A 17,251-nucleotide genomic window follows, 5' to 3' on the forward strand; every position below is an offset into this window, starting at 1 on the left:
CCATACCCGCGCAATCCATGCGGGATGGGGTGACATGGCTCATCGCCATCTTGGGTGAGAGCGATGGGCCGGCCGCATACGCAATTCCTTGGCCCAAAAGGCCAAGCAACGCTCCAACAAGAAGCAAGAGAGAAAGACGAGCTTTCAACACCCGGATACTATCCCAATTGTCAACGCCGAGGTCAATACGGGTGGTTTGCCGGGTGCCGTAGTGCCGGCATGAAGCGCCGGGGAAGATTTGCCGCTCACAAGACAACCTGTCGTTTAGGCGCCGTGGCTAGCAAAGACACGCCGGCCAGCGGCACCGAACGCAATGACGTCATAGGGCTGGGTTCTCATGCCGGGAACCTCCATGCCCGGTGAGCCCATCGGCATTCCGGCCACGGCCAAGCCGCGCACGCCTTTAGGATGCTGGGCCAGCGCGCGCTTCATGTCTGCGATCGGGACATGTCCCTCAAACGCGATGCCGTCGATGATCGCGGTATGGCAGGACGCGAGGTCAGCGGGCAGGCCGATCTTACGCTGCAGCACCTCACGGCGATCATCGTCGATGATCTGGACCTTGCGGCCGAACTGCTGACGCACCTGCGCCGCCCATTTCTCGCAACAGCCGCAACCCGGATCGCGGTGCATGGCGATGTCGGCCGCGGCCGATGCGACCGCTGGGATGGTCATTAGCAAGGCGGCGACGGCGCCACGAACACCATTCTTCATCATCAGCTCCTAAAAGGAAATCCCCGCCCTGCCGGGGGGTAGGGGGATCGACAGGGCGGGGCAGCGCTCCCTTATTGCGGGCGCTTGCCGTGCTTGCTGAGCCACGCCTGCAGCTCGGCAATATCCTTTTCCTGTTTCGTGATCGTCATCTGCGCCATGCGCTTGGTCTCGGCGTCGCGCGCGTCACGCACCGCAACGCGCGACATGGCGATGGCGCCTCGGTGATGCTCGATCATCTTGCGCGTCCACATTTCGGCCGCGTCGCCCTGCTTGGCCGCCATCATCTTCTGATGCATGTCCATCTCGGCCTGGCCGTAGGGATTGCCGGCCATCATGCCCGCCATGTCGTCGTGGTTCATGCCGGCCATCTGACCGTGGTTCATGCCCTGCATTCCGCCGCTCTGCTGCGCGAGGGCGGGCGTGGCGAGCAGCGCCAAAGCTGCGAATGTTGGTGCGAAGCGCATTATTGATCTCCTTGGGTTCTAAGACTTCTACGCGTGCGAGGCGGCTATCCCTCACCCGGGGTGCTAGAACGCGCGAGGAATTGTCAGGAAACAGGACTTTATTTCCGAGGGCTACGCTCCTGAGCCGCGTATATTATGCCTCGATCACGATGTTGCGACGCCGCGTTTTGGGCCATCGCATGTAGAGAAGCACTGCCCCCCCTAACCAAAGCGCAAGCCCACCGATCGCGAAGGCGAGCAGCCAGGGCGTGTTGAAGTTCTCGTGATTCGTCCAATCCATGATGTGAAGGCCCCAGAAGAAGTCGTAGAGCCGCCAAGTGCCGGTTCGGACAGCCGAGATCCGACCGGTGTCGGCCGCGACAAAGACGCGGGTGGAATCGAGGTCGGCGAACGCGACGCGCCAGGCGGGGAGCGTGCCGCGATATTCGGGGCTGGCGCGCTCGATCCGCTCTACCTTCGCCGCTGGTCGAGCACCGCGACGCCATGCCAAACGCGCGATCTCCTCGGCCTCACGAGCCGTTGGTGCTGGCAGCGCTTGGCCCGTCGCGGCGTCGAACAGGCGCGTTCCCTTGGCTGTCGCGACCTCGGCGACCGGGCGGCCAAGCCACATGCGATAGGTGATGGCCTCGATGGGCGCATCTGCTGCGCCTACGATCGCCGATGGTGGGGCGAACGTGCTGCCGCGGGGAAGGGGCGCCGCGGCTTTGCGGTCAACGAGGTGATCGCCATGCACCCGATCGATCGGCAGGAAGCTCATCAGGGCGCCGCTTGCGAACCATAGCAGGAGCTGCGCGCCGATGATGATCGCGAGCCATTTGTGCGTGCGGCTCGCGAGTAGATGCAGCCTCAGTTTCGCGCTTTTCAGAACCACTCCTCCCTCAACCTCGTCGCCGGGGTCACTTCATACCCGGCATGTCCTTCATCATCTCGTCGTGATCGGCCGGGGCGCTCGCGACCAGTGCCTTATACTGTTCGGGCGTCATGCCGGGGAGCTTGCGGACGAACGCGACCATATTCCAAATTAGGGGGTCGGGATGCGTCTTGCCCCATGCCGGCATGGCGCTGAGCTTCACCCCGTGCTTGATGATCCAGAATTGCTGGGCGGGGGTGAGATCTTGAGCGCGCGCGAGTTCCGGCGCCTGTGGATAGAGGCCCTGGCTCATCTCGGATTTCTCGACGCCGGGGCCGAGATGGCAACCGGAACACATTTCTCCGTAAAGGCCCGCGCCGACTGACACGCGCTGCGCCGATGCCAGATCGGCCGGGGGTGTTATGCCGCGCGCGCGTGCCTCAATCGACCGATCGCGCAGGCGTTCGAGCATTGAATAGACCGCCGGCGTGTGCGGTTCGTCGGCCGCGATGTTATACACGCCAAGGTAGATAAACGCGGCTGCGCCCAGCGCCAGGACGATCGCCAGGGCGCCTACGAACGGCAGGCTCGGGAAGTGCTGCCTTATCGAGCGCCTGCCGTCTTGAGCCATCTGTTCCTCCATCGATCAGAACCAGACACGAACGCCGGCGACGATGCTCTTGGACGTTGCGCGATCCCCATCGGCGCGCGCGTAGCGGGCGGTGTCGCCGAAGCGGCGATCCCATGACACGCCGACATAGGGGGCGAACTCGCGCCGGATCTCATAACGCAGCCGCAATCCAAGCTCGGCGTTGGATAGGCCCGATCCGATCCGGTTTTCCGGCACGTCCTGCGCAGCGAAATTGAGCTCGGCGCGCGGTTGCAGGATCAGCCGCTGGGTGATGCGCTGGTCGTAATAGCCCTCAAGCCGCCCTAGCAGGTCGCCCTTGTTGGACAGGAATACCGCGCCCTCTAGCTCGAAGAAGCCCGGTGCCAGCCCCTCCAGCCCGACGGTCGCATAGGTGCGTTTCGGGGACGGCCCCAAATCCTGGCGGACACCCGCTTGTAGATTGAAATAAGGGCCAATGGTCCGGCTATAGAGCGCCTGCACCTCGGCGCTCTCGATGCCCTCGCGGAAGGCTCCCTCGCCCTCAGACTTGATGAAGAGGCGGTTGATGTCACCCCCGAACCACGCCTCGCCATCCCAGCGATAGCCGTCACGACCGTTGCGGAATTGATACTCAGCGAGGTTCAATAGCACCTGGCTGAAGTTTTGACCGCCGTGATGCTGCTGAAGGTGATGGCGACCCATCGCCATCGCGTCCGCGCCGTAAACGCTGTCGGCCGCATGGTCGGTCGGCAGGGGCGGGGCGGGGGCGTTTCCTGCGGGAAGCGCGGTGCCAGTCTGCTGCACCCCATCGGCCGCCATGCCTGGCATTCCGGCCATTCCCGACATGCCCTGCATGTCGTGGCCGCTGTGCTGGTCGGCTGGCATGGTCATCCCCGGCATCGCCGAATGGTCCATGCCCTGCATCGGCTGCTGGGAGCCCTGAGGGACCGTTTGGCCGTTTCCGGGCATCTGCATCCCCGGCATGGCTTCCATGCCCTGCTGTGAGCCCTGCGGAGCCGCATGGTCCATGCCGGGCATAGACGAGTGATCCATGCCCGGCATGGTCCCGTGATCCATACCATTCATGCCGGCCGTTGGCGCGGCGCGGCGTTTCGTCGTCGAAGCTGATGGTCGCCTCGCAGGAGCTGACCTAGTCTTGGCCGGCTTGCCTTTGGCCGTGGGCTTCACCACCGGCTTCTTTTTCGCAGGCATCGGCATGGTCATGCCCGGCATTGCCGAATGATCCATGCCCTGCATCGACTGAGCGGCGACAGGACCGGCGATGCCGAGCATGGTGGTGGCGGCGAGCGCCGCGGTCAGCCGGTTCATGCCGCCTCTCCCGCGAACGGGCGAACGGTGACGACGCGCATCATGCCTGCGGTCATGTGGTAGAGATTGTGACAGTGGAACGCCCAATCGCCGGGTGCATCGGCGGTCAGATCAAAGGTCATCTTGCCTCCAGGCGGCACGTTGACGGTGTGCTTGCGCGGCGCATGATTGCCGTGCCCCGTCACCAGCTCGAAGAAATGGCCGTGGAGATGGATGGGGTGCGGCATCATCGTATCGTTGACCAACGTCACCCGCGCCCGCTCGCCTTTGCGGAACGGGATGGGGTCGGCGGGATCGCTCAGCTTCTGCCCGTCGAAGCCCCACATGTAGCGCTCCATGTTACCGGTCAGATGGATCTCGAACTGACGCGACGGCGCGCGCACGTCGGGGTTGGGCGCGAGCGAAACGAGGTCGCGATAGGTGAGGACGCGGTGATCCAGGCCCTCCAGACCCTGGGGCGGTTCACCGCTACGGTCCTTCGGCATCGGGGAGATGGTCTGCACGCCCGGCCCCATCTTCACGCCCGGCGCATTCTTCGGGTCGCGCATGTTCATGTTCATGCCGCCACCCGACCCGTGGTCCATCCCGGCCATGCCGCCAGCCTGGCCCGATCCGCCCGACATGGCACTATGGTCCATGCCGGCCATGCCAGCACCGCCCGCTGCCATTTGGCTATGGTCCATCCCGGGCATTACAGCGCCGCCCATCTGGCTGTGGTCCATGCCCGACATGCCGGACATGCCCGCCATCGCTGCGCCTGCCGCGACCGTCCCGTGATCGGTCGGCCCCTTCCAGCCCGTCAGCTTCCAAAGATTGCGCGAGGCGTTCTGCATCAAGGTGGGGTCCGGCCCGCGCGTGGCGACCGGGCTCTCGTCCTTCATGCCGGACATGCCCTGCATCCCGCCCATGCTCCCCATGTCCATGCCCATATCGGTCATGGTCAGCAGCGTGCGCGGACGAAGCGGCGGGACCGGGGCGACCATCCCCTCACGCGGGGCGAGCGTCGCCCGGCCCATGCCGGAGCGATCGATAGCCTCGGAGACGAAGCTGTAGGCCCGGTCCTCGGGCGTCACGATCACGTCGAACGTCTCGGCAACGCCGATCTGGAACTCGTCGATCTTCACCGGACGGACATTCTGCCCATCGGCCTGCACGACGGTCATCGGCAGGTCGGGGATGCGGACGTTGAAGTTGGTCTGCGCCGCGGCGTTGATGATCCGCAAGCGGACCCGCTCGCCCGGCTTGAACAGCCCCGTCCAGTTGTCATACGGCCCGTAGCCGTTGACCAGGAAGGTATAGGTCGAGCCGGTGACGTCGGCGATGTCGGCGGGGTCCATTCGCATCTTTCCCCACTCGATCCGGTCCTTGAGCGGCATTTCCCGACCCGCGAGCAAGCCCGCGAGGGTCGGCCGCTGATAGTTGAAATAGGCGCCGCCCATCTGCTTCAGCTTCCGGAAAATCTGCTCGCCGGTCATCTGGCTGTGGTCGGACAGCACGATCACATGCTCGCGGTCGAACGCGATCGGATCGGCACCGGCCGGGTCGATCACGATCGGCCCGTAAAGTCCGCCCTGCTCCTGCTCGCCGGAATGGCTGTGATACCAGTAGGTGCCCGACTGGATGATCGGGAACTCGTAGATGAAGGTCGAGCGCGCCTTGATGCCGGGGAAGCTGATGCCGGGCACGCCGTCCATCGCGAACGGCACGAGCAGCCCATGCCAGTGGATCGAACTGTCCTCGTCGAGATTGTTGGTGACGGAGAGGCGGACCTTTTGCCCCTCCTTCAAGCGAATGAGAGGGGCCGGCACCGTGCCGTTGACGCCGATTGCGGGCGTCGACTTGCCGTCGACGGGAAGTCTGAAACTGTCGATCGTCAGCGCGATGTCAGTGCCCGAGACGGTCGGCAGCGGTTTGACGATCCCGCCCGAGACAGGCTGCGCCCACGCGGGCATATAGGCGGTCAGCGCCATGCCACCGCCAGCAAGGGCGGCGCCGCGAAGCATCTGGCGGCGATCGATAGTGCGGCTCATACGGTCCTCAAGGCTCTCGAACGGGAGTGTCCCTCTAGCCTTGATACGCAGCTCAGGGCGCTATCCCTCAGCGCCCGCCCAATCGCTCCAGCAACTTCGATCGCGCGCGATAGAGGCGGGTTTCTACCGCCTTTTCGCTGATCGACAACACTGCCGCGGTTTCAGCCTGGCTCAACCCCTCGATCGTGCGCAGCACCAAGGATTCCTTCAATGCGGTCGGCAAGCCCGCAATGGCGCGCGTCACGCGGTCGAGTTCCTGTCGGTCGCCCGTCGCGTCGTCGATCGCCACCTGGTCGTCTGCAATGGCTTCGGCTTCCGGGCCGATCGGTGCGGCGAACGCCAGAAAGCGCCGCACGGTGCGCTTGCGCCCCCAATCGCGGCACTTGTTGATCGCGATCGTCGATAGCCACGCGCGCATCGATCGATCGCCGTCGTAGCGGGGCAGGGCCTGATGCGCCGCGACGAAGGTCTCCTGCAGAAGGTCCAGCGCCTCGTCGGCCTCGCCGACGCACGCGCGCACCATGCGGAAGATTGACTGCCGATGGCGGCGCATGATCTCGGCGAAGGCGGCTTCGCGCCCGGCGATGCTGAGGGTCGCCAGCTCGCCGTCCGTAAGCGTGGTCCAGTCGAGGCTCACGCGCCGAACCTCAACGTGCGTCGTCGGTGAGCGCCTTCACCACGGCCTGATCGAACTGGCCGGTCTGATTGGGCCGCAAGAGCTGGCGCATGGCGAAGATGTGCGCCAGCGTCGCTTTCTGGAGCTCGCCCATGACGGCGTGGCTCTGGTCGACCGCTGCGGCGACGCGCGGCCCGTTGCCATGCTCGGCCTCGATCGCTTCAGCGAGCCGGGCATTGTTCGCCCGCAATTCCAGCTCGAATGCGCGCCGCTGCACGGCGAAACGCTGCTCCAGCACTTCAAGTCGCGCTTCCTGGTTGGCGTCCAGCGCCAGCTTATGATGCAGCACGTCGTGCAGCTCCGAGCCGGGCTGGGCACGTGGCGGAAGTAGCGCCCGCCCCACGAACACACCGATGATCGCGGCGATGAAGCACGCGACAATGCCAAGCAGAAGGCGGATGCGGCCGCTCATTGCACGCCGACGAGCAGCGTGGAGGGCGCGAGCGGCGACACCGGCCCCAAGGGCGATAGCGAAGCCGCGCTGGCTTCCTTCGCGGGCACACCGGCACCGAAGATGCCCATGACGAGCGCCGCAGCGATCGTCATTGCCCCAACGCCTAAGCCGGCGCGCGCCGCTGGACGTGCGGCGACCCGCGCCAGCACGCGATCTTCCATGCCATCAAGGCTCGCGGGCACGGGTGCTTGCGCCAGCCTCATCAATACTGCGTCGAGGTCCATGTCGTTCACTCCACCCCTCTAGCATGGATTACGCAAGCGACGCGCCCATCCCTCAAATCCATCCGTGAGGGGTGGTCGATCGGGGCGCGTAATGAAGGACAGGAACCCTCCTGTCGAAAGGCCCCCTATGCGCCGCCTATCCGTTCTGACTGCTGCTGCCGCTCTCGTCATGTTCGCCGGAACGGCGAACGCCCATCCTAAGCTGGTGTCGGCATCGCCGGCCGCCAATGCGACGGTCGCGAAGCCCGCTCGTATCGAACTTCATTTCAGCGAGAAGCTGATGCCAGCCTTCTCCAAGGCCGATCTCACGATGGCAGCGATGCCCGGCATGGCAGCCATGAAGATGGCCAGCGCCTCCGCGCTCTCGTCCGATGGCCGGACCCTCGTCATCACCCCGAAATCGCCGCTCCCATCGGGTCGGTATAGCGTCGCGTGGAATGTCGTCTCGACCGACACCCACAAGGTCGCAGGAACCTACGTCTTCGCGGTGAAGTGAGGCGATGGGGGACTGGTCGCTTATCGGCGTCCGCTTCGCGCTCTACGTGACGCTGGCTGCGCTGTTCGGCCTTGCCGCATTCAGCCTTTATGGGCTGCGGGCGCGCGAGCGCGGCGACGCGCTCGCGCTGCGTCCCTGGTTCATCGCCAGCGCTGGCCTGAGCCTGTTGTTTTCAGGCGCCTGGGTCGTGCTGATGGCCTCCTCAATGGCCGGAACGCCGGCCTGGCCGATCGACCGTGAAGCAGTCGGCGCGCTGCTCACCGGCTCTGCGATCGGAGCAGCATGGAAGCTGCGAATGGTCATGGTGGCCCTCGCGGCGCTGGCAGCGCTGGTCGCGGGCGGGCGCGGCATCTGGCTGAGCATCGTCGCGCTCTGCTCGGCCGTGGCACTCGCAACGCTGGCGTGGACCGGACACGGCGCGATGGACGAAGCCGTGATGGGCTGGGTCCACCTCATCGTCGACATTCTCCATCTGATCGCCTCGGGCGCTTGGGTTGGCGCACTACTGGGGCTGCTCCTGCTCGTCTCCCGACCCGCGGCGCGCGTAGACGCGGCGCATCTGGGGCTGACGCACCGCGCGCTGCACGGGTTCGGCGCGATCGGGACGGTTGTGGTCGGCACGATCCTCGTCACCGGCCTGGTCAACGGCTGGATGCTGGTCGGGATCGGCAACCTCGCCACGCTTCCTGCGACGCTCTATGGTCAGCTCCTGATCGCAAAGCTGGCGCTGTTCGTCGCCATGCTAGGGCTCGCCTCGCTCAACCGCTTCCGGCTCACGCCGGCATTCGAGCGGTCGATCGCAGCGGACGATCACAAGGGCGCCCTCGGCGCGCTGCGGACAAGTCTGGCGATCGAAACCGCCTGTGTCATCGCGGTTCTCGGGCTGATCGCCTGGCTCGGGACGCTCGCGCCGCCTGCATCGGCGATGTGATGCGCGGCCGGGGAGCCCTCGCGGTCCCCGGCCGTTCACGGGGCCGCGCCTGATGGATCAGTCGATCCTGCTCGACGAGACGGGGAGGATGCTGGCCGTGGCCGGCCTGATCTGCGTGGTGCTGCTCGTGCCGATGATGATCGTCGGGCTGATAATCAGCATCATCCAGGCGGCGACGTCGATTAGCGAACAGACGCTGAGCTTCGTGCCTAAGCTGATCGCGCTAGGCGTATGTTTGGTGATTTTCGGGAGCGCAGCGACCGAGCTCCTGACCAAGTTCACGGCCGAGCTGTTCGCTGTGATCGCGAGCATGGGCCGTTGATATGCAGATAGCTGCGCGGGCGGGCGACCGCCCGCGCAAGCCCCGCTATGCCGCCATCCGATCGCAGGAATCGGCGCACTTCCGGCACGCTGCCACGCAATCCTCCATGCCGCCCAGGGCCTCGCAGCTCGCTGCGCAAGCCCGGCAGATCTCGGCACACTCGCGGCAGATATGCTGATGGTGGGCGGACTTGCGCGCCATGAAGTCGATCGCAACCGCGCAAATTTGCGCGCAGTCGGCCATGATCTTCATATGCTCGGGCGCGGCGTGCTGGCCGCCCATTTCGAGGCAATGGTTCATCGCCATGTGAAGACAGGTCACATGGCATTCGTGGCAGGCGTCCATGCACGCCTTCATGCCGGGGTCGATCTGGTGCATCGCATTATCTCCGTATGAGCCCCCGCCTGTTCCTAGATACGCGCGCCGCGCGATCACCCCTTGCCGCGATCTCCGTCGTTCGCGGCAAGTTACATGGCCCACCGACCGAACAGCGTCGCAACGATGATGCCCGCGCCAAGCATGATGAGCGTCAACACTGTCATCGCGGCGATCTGAGGTCCGGTCACGCGCGCGCCGGCCGCCATGCCGCTCATCCCTGCCATTGCGTCGTGTCCCATGTCCGGCATCGGCGTGGCCGATTGCCGGTCCGCGCCGACTTCGTGTCCGCCATGCCCCAGCGCGCGCACCGTGCCCATGCCGTGCTTCAAGCGCACGCCAACCAGCCAAAGGTTGATCGGATAGGCGACTGCGAACCCGACGAGTGTCGCCAGCGACATGACGCCCCAAAAGCGGAGCGAGCTGGCGTGCATCGCGGCCATGTCGCGGCTCATCAACACCACCATCGTCGGGATCATGCCGGCCATGACGGCATTCATCGACAGCCATTCGGGGATGAACGACATGCGAAGCGCGCCCCAATAGGAACCGCCCGCCATGTCGCGCATGAAAAGCGCCTGGAAAATCAGCAGTCCGAACGCGAAGCCGAACACATATTCCGCGATCACGTCCTGCCACATCGGCAGGCCGAGCGCCGTGGTGATCGCGGCTGCGGCGATGACGCCGGTTGCATCGCCCGCCATGCAATGGATGGCCGAGCCGAACGCCTGCTTCCAGAGCGGTCGAACGAAATCCTCGTGCCGCTCGTTCGCCGGCTCCTGGCAGGACAGGACATAGGCCGCGGCCATGATCGGGCCACCATAGAGCGTGACCAACAGCCACCCCCATTTCATCACGCGCAGCTCGGGGTTGCGGGTGAAGGCATCCCACGCGACGTAAGCGACCGAAAGGGCGGTCAGCACGAACCATCCGATCAGCACGGCGTCGAGCCAGGGGGCCGGGGATGGCATCGTCACGGCAGCACTCCTCTACATGCTAGAGGATACGCGGCTCTCCGGATCATCCCTTGCGCGGAGCGGGCTAGGCGAGCTTGCTGGAAACGGCCTTGATCGCTTTCAGTCCCGATCCGAACCGCGCGATGGCCTCCCGGTTCTTCTCCAGCTCGCCATAGGGCAGGTAGGATATGTCGAGGTCGGCTACGCGGCTGAACGCGGGCCGCTGCAACTGCGCGCGAACGTCCGTCTCGCGCGCGTCGGGCGCGACAAGGAACAGCCCCGCGGTCGCGTGAAGGTCGCCACCGCTCAAGGCCAGGTCGAGCATCCTGACGATGCCCGAATAGATCGAGGTCGAATGCTCCACCTCGAACGCCGCGGCGACATGATCGCCGGCCTTCTCAAGCCACAGCACGTCGATCAGCCGGATCGAGTCAGCGCCCTTCGACGTCGCGATCGTGTCGGGCAGGCGCTCAAGGCATCCTGCGCCCAAGGGTGATCCGTCGAAGGCGCGGCTGCGGTCGTTCGCGGCGATCCATACGTCATAGCCGAGCGCCAACCCTAGATCGCGAAGCCATGCCTGGATTTCGGTATGGGTGCGCTCGTTCTCGCCCTCGCGCTGAGCGGCCTTGCTGAGCGTGCGCGCTTCCTCACGCGCCGCCTCAAGCCGCTGCCCCCAGCTCGCCAGCGTCGCGCCGCTCACGTCGAGGGGCGGAGCCGGATAGCGATCGGAGCCGATGTCGAACAACAGACCGCCGATCGCGCCTAAATCATTCGATAGCAGCTCGCGGAAGCGGTCGTTGAGATCGAGGATGCCGGTCCGCATCGCCAGAAAATGCTCCCAGCTCCCGAGCTTCACATTCGCCCCCGTCAGCGCGTTGTAGCCCTTAACGATTGCGGTGTTGAAGGGCGGCACCAGCGTCGGGTGAAGGAAGTAGAGGAGGTTGGCGACCGCCGGACCCAGCCCCTTGATCTTCAAACGGTCGATCGCGTGGATATGGCTGATGATCTCCTCGGCCGTGTCGCAACAGGAACAGGCGTCGAGCAAGCGGCCGAACGCGCGCTGATTGTCGGGGCTCTCGTAAATGTCGGGGATGCGGAGCTTCGGCTTCCAGAGGAACGCATGGTCCGCGCCCTTGAAGATTTGCCGCTGCTCGGCGACGGAATGGACGACGGTTTCGAGCGACGATCCGCGGTAGGCGACGCCGAACGTGCCGCGCTCGATCTCGCCGACAACCTGGGTGATGCCGCGCCGGATTGATCGGAAGTTCTTCAACCGCTCGTCCCAAAGAAACCAGCTCCGATAGGTCGCGCCCTGATCGTCACGCCAGCGGGCAATTAAGCGGCGCACCAGGCCGTCATGGTCGGTGCCAGTAGAAAGACTGTCGATCTGCGCTGCCATATGTCCCCGATTGCCCCCGGCCCGCGTTTGGCGAGCTAGTAATAGACCTAAGCTGCGGCCCTTATGGCGTCGAGGGTGTAGAGCTGGCCCCCGCAATATGAGGGCAACGCCGCTCCCGCGCGTAGATTCAACATACACGCCAGCGGTGCCGACAGGGCCTTGACCCTAACACGGTGTCATACCCTACATGCTCTCGGGTCGAAGGAGTCTTGCCATGAACGACCCTCATTCCCATTCCCAAGCCGGGGGTTGCGGCTGTTCGAAGCCTGCGCCTGAATCGGTCTCCACGCCCTCATCCTGTTGCGGGGGCGGCTCGGCCGCTCCCGCAAAGATCGAGCACGAACATCATCACACCGAAGCGGGCGGCTGCTGCTCGGGCAGTAAGGACAACGATGCCGCAGCAGCAGTGATCGACGCGGTGTGCGGCATGACGGTCGATCCCGCAAAAACGACACACCATGCCGAGCACGCTGGTCATGCCTATCATTTCTGTAGCGCAGGGTGCCGGAGCAAGTTTGTCGCCAATCCTGACGCCTATCTGAGCGATAAGCCGAAACCGGAGCCGATGGCGACGCCGGGGGCGATGTGGACGTGCCCGATGCACCCGCAAATTCGCCAGGAAGGGCCGGGAACTTGCCCAATCTGCGGCATGGCGCTCGAACCCGAAGAACCGTCGCTCGACGATACTCCCAACCCTGAGCTGGTCGACTTCACGCGCCGACTGTGGGTGGCGGGCGCGCTCACGATCCCGCTGCTCGTCGTCTCGATGTTCGCGGAAATGTTAGGCCTGCATGTGGTTAGCCCTGCGGCCTCGCCTTGGGTCCAGCTCGCACTCACCGCGCCGATCGTGCTGTGGGCGGGCTGGCCGTTTTTCGAGCGGGGGTGGACATCGCTTCGTACCCGCCATCTCAATATGTTCACACTGATCGCGATCGGCGTAGGTGCCGCCTTCCTCTATAGCGTGGTCGCGACGCTCGCGCCGGGCATCTTCCCAGCGACCTTCCGCACGCATGGGAGCATGGTTCCCGTCTATTACGAGGCGGCTGGCGTCGTGGTGACACTGGTGCTGCTCGGGCAAGTGCTCGAACTGCGCGCTAGGGCGGCGACAGGGCGCGCGATCCGCGCTCTCATGGATCTCGCCCCCAAGACGGCGCGACGCTTGCAGCCTGACGGTTCTGAAGAAGAAGTCGGGCTTGCCGACGTGGCAACCGGTGACCGGCTGCGGGTCCGCCCCGGTGAAGCCATCCCGGTCGATGGCGTCGTGGTCGAGGGTCGTTCGTCGGTCGACGAAGCCATGCTCACCGGCGAACCCGCGCCGGTCCTCAAGGAAGTCGAGGCGATCGTTACCGGGGGCACCGTCAACGGGACGGGCAGCCTGGTGATGGAAGCCCGCGCGGTTGGTTCGGACACGATGCTCGCGCGTATCGTCCGCATGGTCGCGGAAGCGCAGCGAAGCCGCGCCCCGATACAGGCGGTCGCCGATCGGGTTTCAGGATGGTTCGTGCCGCTCGTCGTGCTGATCTCGATTGCGACCTTCATCACTTGGTCGCTGGTCGGCCCTGAGCCGCGCATGGGCCATGCCCTGCTTAACGCCATCGCAGTGCTGGTGATCGCCTGCCCGTGCGCGCTCGGGCTCGTCACGCCCATGTCGATCATGGTCGGCACGGGACGCGGCGCTCAGGCCGGCGTGCTGGTGAAGAACGCGGAAGCCTTACAGGGGCTGGAAAAGGTCGATACCCTTGTCATCGACAAGACGGGTACGCTCACGGAAGGCAAGCCCAAGCTGATCGCGGTCGAGACGGTCAGCGCGGTCGGAGAGAACGACATGCTCGCGCTTGCCGCGGCCGTCGAAGGCCAATCCGAACATCCGCTCGCGCACGCAATCGTCGTTGCCGCCAAAGAACGAGGATTGCAGCTCGGCACAGTCGCGGACTTTGCCTCGCAAACCGGGCTGGGTGTCAGCGCCACGGTGGGCGGCCGCTCGGTCGTGATTGGCAATGCGGTGCAAATGAGCCGGATCGGCGCTGATCTCAAGCCGGTCGACGCCGCGGCCGATCGTCACCGTGGCGAAGGCGCGGGCATCATCCTCGTCGCGATCGACGGGGCGCTCGCCGGTCTGCTCGCAGTCGCCGATCCGGTGCGCGCATCGGCGCGCGACGCTATTGCCGCGCTTCGCAAGGAGGGCCTGCGGGTCGTCATGCTCACCGGCGACAATCGTGGGACGGCCGATGCTGTCGCGCGCGCCGTGGGCGGTCTTGATGACGTGCTCGCCGATCTGCTGCCGGAAGACAAGGCGCGTATCATCGGCGAGCTGAAAGCGAGCGGCGCAAGGGTCGCAATGGCGGGCGATGGGATCAACGACGCCCCGGCGCTCGCCGCCGCGGATGTCGGCTTGGCGATGGGAACGGGAACAGACGTGGCGATCGAAAGCGCCGGCATGACGCTCACGCGCGGCGATCTCTCGGCGATCGTGCGCGCCCGCAAGCTCGCTCGCGCGACGATGCGAAATATCCGCCAAAACCTGTTCTTCTCGTTCTTGTTCAACGGAATCGGCGTGCCGGTTGCGGCCGGCGTGCTTTACCCGGTTGCCGGTATCCTGCTGTCGCCGATGCTGGCCGGTGCAGCGATGGCGCTCTCGTCCTTCACCGTGGTCCTGAACGCACTGCGGCTCAACGCGGTAAAGCTGTGAACATCGGAGCGGCGTCGGACGCCAGCGGCGTCTCCCAACGCATGATCCGCCACTATGAAAAGATTGGTTTGGTGCCCGCGCCGCCACGGCGCGGGAACTACCGGGACTACGCCGACGCTGACGTTCATCGGCTGCGATTTATCGCCAACGCGCGCGACCTGGGGTTCCCGATCGAGGAAATCCGCACGCTGCTGGGGCTGTGGTCGGATCGCGATCGGTCGAGCGCGGAAGTGAAGACGCTGGCGGAAGCCCGCGCTGCCGAACTGGGCCGCAAGGTCCGCGTCTTGGACGCCATGCGCCGCTCGCTTACCGGGCTCGCCCAAGCCTGTCATGGCGATGATCGGCCTGATTGTCCGATCATCGAACGCTTGGCTGAATAACTTGCGCGGCTAACTTTTACTCCACTTGAGCGTGATCGTGCGTCGCACCGTTTCACGCGTTTCGCGCTGCGGCTTTGCCGCACCCCTCGATCGCCGCGCGGTTGGCCGTCACGATCCTGTCGGCCCCGACGATGGCGCGGAACGCGGTGGGACTGGCGCTCTGGATCATATGCTGCCCGGCTTCCCAGCGGGGCAAGTCGAGCGTCCGCGCCGCCATGCGCTCGGGCCATTGCCAGCTCGCCGGTGCGATCTCGCGCGCGACCAGGCCCGGCACGATCGCCCATGCGAGGATGCCGGCCGCCACCCCACCCAGGGCAAACCATAGCTGCCGATTCTTCTGGTCGGCGCGTGTCCATGCGGACCCGGCGATGGCGCGAAGATCGGCCATGATGCGGGCCTTGTCCTCGCCCGCCTTGGCGAGCGCCGCCTGATCCTCGCGCCGGGCGGCGCTGCCCGCCGCGGCGATGCGCTGCGCCATCTGCTCCGGCGTCATCGCCAGCGCCGGGGCCGCTTTCAGGAATTGGCCGATGCGCGCGACGTTCTCGCCTGCCGTGTTCACGTTCTGCTGGAGCACGCCAAGCGTCTCGGTATGGTCGGGTATGTCGATCGCCGCGCTCGGCCGCCAAGCCCTCCACGGCGCAGCGCCAGCTCGCCGCGCATGGCCTCGAACGCCTCGGCCGCGCCTGCTCCGCCCTGATCGTCCTCGTTCGTCACCTGTCGTGAGCCTGCAACCCGTGATATTCCTCCGAGTTAATCAAAGGAGACCCAACAATCACCGGACCGGTCATGCCTAAGACACCACACACGAAAGGCCCGGACGAAACCCTTTCTCTCCTCGCCGATCCCTATCGGTTCATCTCCAGGCAGTGCCAGCGCCTAGGCGCAAACGCTTTTGAATCCCGTTTCCTGCTGAAAAAGACCAACTGCCTTAAGGGGGCCAAGGCCGCCGAAATCTTCTACGATACGACCCGCTTCGAGCGCGAAGGTGCCATGCCGGTCGCTATTCAGAAGACACTGCTGGGCCAAGGCGGCGTTCAGGGTCTGGACGGCGAGACCCATCGGCACCGCAAGCAGATGTTCATGGGCCTGATGACACCAGAGCGCGTGCGGGCGCTGGCGCAATTGTTCGAGGCCGAGTGGCGCAGGGCGGTGCCGGGCTGGACGCGCAAAGGAGAGATCGTCTTCTATGACGAGTTGCATGAGCCGCTGACGCGAGCGGTATGCGCTTGGGCGGGAGTTCCTCTTCCGGACGATGAAGCCGGCAACCGCGCGGGCGAGCTGCGGGCGCTGTTCGACGCCGCCGGCTCGGCGAGCCCAAGGCATCTTTGGTCACGGCTGGCCCGTCGTCGCGTCGACGCATGGGCGAAGCGGATCATTGAAGGCATTCGGGCCGGGAGCATCGGCTCGGGCTCGGGGACCGCGGCTTACGCGATAGCCTGGCATCGCGACCGGCACGACGATCTTCTTTCGCCGCACGTCGCAGCGGTCGAACTGGTAAATGTCCTTCGCCCGACCGTCGCGATCGCAGTGTACATCACCTTCGTCGCCCACGCGCTGCAAACCTGTTCAGGGATCAGGGCGGCCTTGGTTCAGCAGCCGGACTATGCCGAGCTCTTCGTCCAAGAGGTCCGCCGATTCTATCCCTTCTTTCCCGCTGTGGTGGCGCGCGCGAGCCAAGATTTCGAGTGGGAGGGGATGGCCTTTCCGGAAGGGCGTCAAGTGGTGCTAGACCTTTATGGGAGCAATCACGACGCAGCGACCTGGGCCGACCCCCAGGAGTTTCGCCCTGAGCGTTTCAGGGCTTGGGACGAAGACTCCTTCAACTTCATTCCGCAGGGCGGCGGCGATCACTATCTCGGCCATCGCTGTCCCGGCGAATGGATCGTCCTCGCGATCATGAAGGTGGCGGCACACCTCCTCGTCAACGCGATGCGCTATGACGTACCGGACCAAGACCTGAGCATCGATTTCGCCAGGCTGCCAGCGCTTCCGAAAAGCGGCTTCGTGATGCGCAACGTCCACATAGGTGGCTAGGGCCGCGTGCCGTGGTGATGGTGATCGGCTCCGTTATCGACCGTTTGCGCGAGTACGGGGTGCGATGCGACATCTACGCAGTCGAATGTTGGTTCAGCAAGTCGATCACGGCGCACCTCGCCGCCCCGTCGCCTTCGCAACGGTCGATGGTCGCAGCCAGCAGGCTTTCTAGTTGCGCCAGATCCTCCATCTTGCGATCTGGCTGTCGAAGAAGGTCGAGGAGAAGGACGGCCGCATCATCACGTGGCTGAAGAAGCGCTACGAACCCGGTCTCGACCGGGCCATGAAGCGCCCGACGCTGACGATCGGTGCGGGTGT

19 protein-coding genes are annotated in these 17,251 nt (G+C 65.2%); 6 read left to right on the top strand and 13 right to left on the bottom strand.

The features are described from left to right. Positions 1–264 precede the first annotated feature (264 nt). The 9 genes from S2M10_RS08125 to S2M10_RS08165 all read right to left on the bottom strand — a co-directional run bounded on the left by S2M10_RS08125 (position 265) and on the right by S2M10_RS08165 (position 7,351). The gene (locus S2M10_RS08125; RefSeq protein WP_168845684.1) at positions 265–714 is read right to left on the bottom strand and encodes a DUF411 domain-containing protein; all 450 of its coding nucleotides are present in this window, start codon (positions 712–714) and stop codon (positions 265–267) included. A 71-nt stretch (positions 715–785) separates the two neighbouring features. Beyond that, the gene (locus S2M10_RS08130; RefSeq protein WP_018251211.1) at positions 786–1,151 is read right to left on the bottom strand and encodes a DUF305 domain-containing protein; all 366 of its coding nucleotides are present in this window, start codon (positions 1,149–1,151) and stop codon (positions 786–788) included. A gap of 160 nt (positions 1,152–1,311) precedes the next feature. Continuing rightward, the gene (locus tag S2M10_RS08135) at positions 1,312–2,049 is read right to left on the bottom strand and encodes a PepSY domain-containing protein (protein ID WP_168845682.1); all 738 of its coding nucleotides are present in this window, start codon (positions 2,047–2,049) and stop codon (positions 1,312–1,314) included. Positions 2,050–2,074: 25 nt separating this feature from the next. Then, a complete protein-coding gene (locus S2M10_RS08140) occupies positions 2,075–2,659 on the bottom strand; it encodes a cytochrome c (RefSeq protein WP_024310687.1) in 585 nt (194 codons plus the stop codon). 15 nt (positions 2,660–2,674) lie between these two features. Then, positions 2,675–3,967, bottom strand: a complete 1,293-nt coding sequence (locus S2M10_RS08145) for a copper resistance protein B (protein WP_024310688.1) — start codon at positions 3,965–3,967, stop codon at positions 2,675–2,677. Then, a complete protein-coding gene (locus tag S2M10_RS08150) occupies positions 3,964–5,997 on the bottom strand; it encodes a copper resistance system multicopper oxidase (protein ID WP_018251213.1) in 2,034 nt (677 codons plus the stop codon). The genes S2M10_RS08145 and S2M10_RS08150 overlap by 4 nt, the downstream gene beginning before the upstream one ends. 67 nt (positions 5,998–6,064) lie before the next feature. Beyond that, positions 6,065–6,634, bottom strand: coding sequence for an RNA polymerase sigma factor (locus S2M10_RS08155; RefSeq protein WP_018251214.1), 570 nt, complete (start codon positions 6,632–6,634; stop codon positions 6,065–6,067). A gap of 10 nt (positions 6,635–6,644) precedes the next feature. Beyond that, complete coding sequence (locus tag S2M10_RS08160; RefSeq protein ID WP_017980786.1) at positions 6,645–7,085, bottom strand: periplasmic heavy metal sensor; 441 nt, start codon at positions 7,083–7,085, stop codon at positions 6,645–6,647. Continuing rightward, complete coding sequence (locus tag S2M10_RS08165; RefSeq protein ID WP_020486670.1) at positions 7,082–7,351, bottom strand: hypothetical protein; 270 nt, start codon at positions 7,349–7,351, stop codon at positions 7,082–7,084. The genes S2M10_RS08160 and S2M10_RS08165 overlap by 4 nt, the downstream gene beginning before the upstream one ends. 127 nt (positions 7,352–7,478) lie before the next feature. On the opposite strand from S2M10_RS08165, the gene copC reads away from it, so the two are divergent. The 3 genes from copC to S2M10_RS08180 are packed head-to-tail and all read left to right on the top strand — an operon-like array spanning position 7,479 to position 9,100. Beyond that, on the top strand, positions 7,479–7,847 hold the full coding sequence (gene copC, locus S2M10_RS08170; RefSeq protein WP_020486671.1) for a copper homeostasis periplasmic binding protein CopC: 369 nt from the start codon (positions 7,479–7,481) through the stop codon (positions 7,845–7,847). A gap of 4 nt (positions 7,848–7,851) precedes the next feature. Further along, the gene (gene copD, locus S2M10_RS08175; protein ID WP_017980789.1) at positions 7,852–8,778 is read left to right on the top strand and encodes a copper homeostasis membrane protein CopD; all 927 of its coding nucleotides are present in this window, start codon (positions 7,852–7,854) and stop codon (positions 8,776–8,778) included. Between the two features lie 52 nt (positions 8,779–8,830). Continuing rightward, positions 8,831–9,100 (top strand): flagellar biosynthetic protein FliQ, encoded by a 270-nt coding sequence (locus S2M10_RS08180; protein ID WP_017980790.1) that lies wholly within the window; start codon positions 8,831–8,833, stop codon positions 9,098–9,100. 45 nt (positions 9,101–9,145) lie between these two features. On the opposite strand, the gene S2M10_RS08185 is transcribed toward S2M10_RS08180, so the two are convergent. The 3 genes from S2M10_RS08185 to S2M10_RS08195 all read right to left on the bottom strand — a co-directional run bounded on the left by S2M10_RS08185 (position 9,146) and on the right by S2M10_RS08195 (position 11,830). Continuing rightward, the gene (locus tag S2M10_RS08185; protein ID WP_017980791.1) at positions 9,146–9,478 is read right to left on the bottom strand and encodes a four-helix bundle copper-binding protein; all 333 of its coding nucleotides are present in this window, start codon (positions 9,476–9,478) and stop codon (positions 9,146–9,148) included. Positions 9,479–9,567: 89 nt separating this feature from the next. Further along, a complete protein-coding gene (locus S2M10_RS08190; protein WP_017980792.1) occupies positions 9,568–10,446 on the bottom strand; it encodes a DUF4396 domain-containing protein in 879 nt (292 codons plus the stop codon). A gap of 70 nt (positions 10,447–10,516) precedes the next feature. Continuing rightward, positions 10,517–11,830, bottom strand: a complete 1,314-nt coding sequence (locus S2M10_RS08195) for a hypothetical protein (protein WP_017980793.1) — start codon at positions 11,828–11,830, stop codon at positions 10,517–10,519. A gap of 214 nt (positions 11,831–12,044) precedes the next feature. Here S2M10_RS08195 and S2M10_RS08200 point away from each other — a divergent pair, with 214 nt between their 5' ends. Beyond that, the gene (locus S2M10_RS08200; protein WP_282098034.1) at positions 12,045–14,519 is read left to right on the top strand and encodes a heavy metal translocating P-type ATPase; all 2,475 of its coding nucleotides are present in this window, start codon (positions 12,045–12,047) and stop codon (positions 14,517–14,519) included. Next, positions 14,516–14,899: a Cu(I)-responsive transcriptional regulator gene (gene cueR, locus S2M10_RS08205; protein ID WP_017980795.1), complete on the top strand. Its 384-nt coding sequence runs from the start codon at positions 14,516–14,518 to the stop codon at positions 14,897–14,899. Before S2M10_RS08200 ends, cueR begins: the two co-directional genes overlap by 4 nt. Positions 14,900–14,951: 52 nt before the next feature. On the opposite strand, the gene S2M10_RS08210 is transcribed toward cueR, so the two are convergent. Next, positions 14,952–15,473, bottom strand: a complete 522-nt coding sequence (locus tag S2M10_RS08210) for a DUF6118 family protein (protein WP_168845683.1) — start codon at positions 15,471–15,473, stop codon at positions 14,952–14,954. Positions 15,474–15,685: 212 nt separating this feature from the next. Between S2M10_RS08210 and S2M10_RS08215 the strand changes: the two genes are divergently transcribed. Further along, positions 15,686–16,933, top strand: a complete 1,248-nt coding sequence (locus tag S2M10_RS08215) for a cytochrome P450 (protein WP_017980797.1) — start codon at positions 15,686–15,688, stop codon at positions 16,931–16,933. The last annotated feature ends 318 nt before the right edge of the window (positions 16,934–17,251 follow it).

This window comes from Sphingomonas sp. S2M10 (assembly GCF_012650175.1).
Classification (GTDB): domain Bacteria; phylum Pseudomonadota; class Alphaproteobacteria; order Sphingomonadales; family Sphingomonadaceae; genus Sphingomonas.